3 protein-coding genes are annotated in these 3559 nt (G+C 64.7%); 1 reads left to right on the top strand and 2 read right to left on the bottom strand.

Going from position 1 to position 3559, the window contains the following annotated elements; genetic code table 11:
* Both ABYB95_RS19420 and ABYB95_RS19415 read right to left on the bottom strand, forming a co-directional pair.
* A partial coding sequence (locus tag ABYB95_RS19420) for a filamentous hemagglutinin N-terminal domain-containing protein (RefSeq protein ID WP_372660644.1) occupies window positions 1-937 on the bottom strand: 937 nt, incomplete at its 3' end.
* A 30-nt stretch (window positions 938-967) separates the two neighbouring features.
* A complete protein-coding gene (locus tag ABYB95_RS19415; protein WP_372660641.1) occupies window positions 968-2611 on the bottom strand; it encodes a ShlB/FhaC/HecB family hemolysin secretion/activation protein in 1644 nt (547 codons plus the stop codon).
* A 349-nt stretch (window positions 2612-2960) separates the two neighbouring features.
* On the opposite strand from ABYB95_RS19415, the gene pgsA reads away from it, so the two are divergent.
* The gene (gene pgsA, locus ABYB95_RS19410; protein WP_372660639.1) at window positions 2961-3530 is read left to right on the top strand and encodes a CDP-diacylglycerol--glycerol-3-phosphate 3-phosphatidyltransferase; all 570 of its coding nucleotides are present in this window, start codon (window positions 2961-2963) and stop codon (window positions 3528-3530) included.
* Window positions 3531-3559 lie beyond the last annotated feature (29 nt).

Below are 3559 nucleotides of genomic sequence, written 5' to 3'. Positions count from 1 at the left end.
GGCCGGCCTCGGTGCCGACCAGATGGATCTTGCCGGCGTACATGCCGCCGAGCTGCGACACGTCGAGCGCAAAGGCCGGGGCCGCTGCGCCGCCGGTGGCCGCCTGGGCGTTGACAGCGCTGTGATCGGCGCTGATGTCGTTGACGCCACCGACCACCTTCAAATCCTGGGCCCAGACGCCTGCGTTGAGTTCGATGGCGCGGGCCAGGATGCCGGTGTGGTCGGTCAGCGAAGCGTCCAGACCGGCGCCGTGGATGGTGATGGTGCCGCGCTGCACCTGGTAGCCATCGAGTTGCCCGCCTTGCAGCAGCGGGGTGCCGGTGGTGAGGGTGGCGCGGCTGGCGTTGACGAAGCCGGCGCCATCGATCTGAATGCCCGCCGGGTTGGCGATGACGATTTCGGCGCGTTGGCCGGCCACTTCGATGAAGCCGCGCAGTTGGCTGGGGTTGGCGCTGTTGACTTCGTTGAGGATCACGCGCGCGCTGCCGCCAGCCAGCCAGGGGTTGCCTTGCACCCAACCACCGAGCTGGGTCTGCACGTTGCCCCGGCTGTTGTTGAGGATGGCGCCGTTGCCCTGTACGTCGAACTGTTGGTAGGTGTTGCGCGAGATACCGGCGGCGCTGGGCGTCTGGATGTTGACCACCGGCGTGCCGTTGGGCGCCGCCAGCACGGTGGGTCGCTGCGCGCCTGGCGCGTTGGGATCGGCAACGATCTGGGCGTGCAAGCTGGTGTGCATGGGCAACGCCAGAAACAGGCCGAAGGCGAGGGCGAGCGCACGGCTCAGGTCTTGCAAGCGCAAGGACAGGCTGCCGCACGATCCACGGCGTGTACCCGAGTCCCTTGCGCTGGCGGGCCGGTTGGTCGTGGCGGTTTCGCTCACCACCATGTACTGGCCACGCGCGGCGTTGAAAATGATCCGGTGACAGTGCTTGTTCATGTGGACTCCCTGCGTTGCATTTTTTGACCTTCAGAACCCGGCGTTCAGCTGAAATCCGTAGCTCACATGGGCGGTGCGAAAGCCTTCGGGCTTTTTCAGCGGCGCGCCGGCAAACAGCTCGTATTGCACCCGGCCCGCCGAGCCGCGCAGGCCCAGCACGGCACCGCTCAGACGCCGACCCAGCAGCGATCCCGCGCTGGGCCCGCCCACTTGCCCTGTGTCCAGCGCAACGAACCAGAACATGCCGTCTGGCCCGACGGCGGTGAGCAACTCGTTGCGCAGCAGCCAGCCGCGTTCGGCGCTGAGGCTGGATGCGCCATCGAAACCGCGCACGGTGTAGCGCCCGCCGATGGCAAAGCGGTCTTGCGGCGTGAGCGGCGTGCGGTTGAACTGGGCGCGCCATTGGCCGTTGTATTGCCAGCGCCGACCCGCGATGGACAAGGGCCATTGCAGGCCGATATCGGCGCTGACCAGCGCGAAACGGGAACTGCCTTCGCCAAAAGCTTCTTCCGGCGCGGGCAGGGCGCCAAAGGCACCGGTGCCGCGCTTGTAGGCCAGACCGGCATCGATGGTGGCGGGGCCGACAAAGGCACGGTGCGTCACGCCCAGTTCCCAGCCACCCACGCGGCGCCGCTGGACTTCCACCTCGGTGTCGTCGATGAAGTTGTTGGACTGGCGCGCGAAGGCTTTCAGGCGCAGCGTGGTCTTGCTGCTGGCGTCGCGGTGCACCAGCCGGGACAGCGAGACTTCTTGGTTGCGGTTGCTGCCGCGGTACACATAGTCTTGCGAGGCGCCGGCCACGGTTTGGAAGTAGCGGCTGCTGCTGGCGGTCATGCCCAGCATCCAGTAACCCATAGGGATCGAATAGTGGGCGGTGGCGCCGCGCGTGCCCCGTGCGCCAGAGGCGCCGCCACCCAGATCGTGCTGCAGGCTGAGGTAGAACAAATCGTTCAGCGTCCACCAGTGGTCGTAGCTCAGGGTCAGGTTGCCCTGGTACTTGCCCGTGCCCTGGGTGCCGCTGTCGTCGGCGCCCACGTGGACGCGAAACGGCGTGCCCTGGCGCCAGCGCACCAGCAAGTCGCTTTGTCCGGGGACGTCTGCCGGCACGATCTGGATGTCGGCCTCGGCCGTGGGCACGCGCTGGAAATTTTCCAGCGCTTGTTCGATGTCGCGCAGGTTGAGGATGTCGCCGGCCGAGGCCGGAAAGGCGTTCCATGCGGTGGCCCGGTCGGACACCGGTTCTTCGAAGCGGATGGCCCGGATGCGCCCAGGCAGTACGGTCAGGCTGAGATGGCCGTTGTTCAGGTCTTGTGGCTGGGCCAGCACCCGGCTGGTGATGTAGCCCCGCTCCACCAGCGCATCCTGGGCGCGTCGAATGACCAGGCCCACGCCTTGAGCGCCCAGGCATTTGCGCAGCGGGGAATCGGTTTGCTGCGGACCCGAGACCGCATCGATCAACCAGCCGAAGCGGCCCGCCTCTTGTCCACGCAGTTCGATCTGGCGGATGGGGAAGCAGGGCGTTTCACCATCGGGCAGTCGTTCGGCAGCTGCGCCCGCTGGAGACGGCAGGCGCACGTCGACCGAGCGCTCCCGCTGTTCGCGTTGTTGCTGTTCCCGCTCCTGGATGCGGCGCTGCTCCAGGTTGGTGTTGCCAGGGCTGCTGGTGTCGAGCAAGGCTTGCCCGAGCGACGCATCGCAGACCAAGACCCCCAGGAATATGTACAGAATTTTGGAAAATCGAACCGTATGTCGTCGCAAAAAATAACCAAATGGAATTCCAATAGTTGGCATACATATGATTTATTTAGTACAAAATGACGCGTTGTATTTTAATGGCCGTGGCGCCACTGCCTGCCCGGGCTTTGTTGAAGGCTCGCCCCGGATTTCCCTCATCGGAGGGATGTAGCGCGACCAAGGTGGTGGTGCCGTTCTGTGTGGTGGGCGCGGCCCCATGTGGGTGCGCGCGGTATGGGCATGCAGCCGCCCGGGCTTTTGTAAAGTGCGTTGCCCGCATAATCGCCCCATGTTTTTCAACATCCCCACCTTGCTGACCTGGGCGCGCATCGTTGCCATTCCACTCATCGTTGGGGTGTTTTATCTGGAAGGCGTGCCGCCGCGCGACCAGAACCTGATCGCCGCCATCATGTTCGTGGTGTTCGCACTGACCGACTGGGCCGACGGTTATCTGGCGCGTCGGCTGAACCAGACCTCCGCCTTTGGCGCTTTTCTCGATCCGGTGGCCGACAAGTTCTTGGTCTGCGCCTGTTTGCTGGTGCTGGTGCACCTGGACCGAGCCCATGTGTTCGTGGCCCTCATCATCATTGGGCGCGAGATCGCTATTTCGGCGCTGCGCGAATGGATGGCCATCATTGGCGCGACCAAGAGCGTGGCGGTGCACATGGTGGGCAAGCTGAAAACCATGGTGCAGATGATTGCCATTCCGTTTTTGCTGTTCGATGGCTGGGTGCTGGGCGTGGTGGATACCCACCTCTGGGGCACTTGGCTGATCTGGATCTCGGCCGTGCTCACCGTCTGGTCCATGGTCTATTACCTGCAAAAGGCGCTGCCGGAGATCAAGGCACGAGCTCGATGAGCGTGCCGGAGAAAGACAACGCCTGGCTG

Origin of the sequence: Hydrogenophaga sp. (assembly GCF_041633695.1) — a bacterium.
Lineage (GTDB): Bacteria > Pseudomonadota > Gammaproteobacteria > Burkholderiales > Burkholderiaceae_C > Hydrogenophaga.
The sequence above is the reverse complement of the archived record's forward strand: the minus strand, read 5'-3'. Positions and strand labels throughout refer to the sequence as shown.

What these genes read in the sequence shown, in the direction of transcription:
- pgsA (WP_372660639.1), top strand. Translation starts at nt 2,961, where the DNA reads ATGTTTTTCAACATCCCCACCTTGCTGACCTGGGCGCGCATCGTTGCC.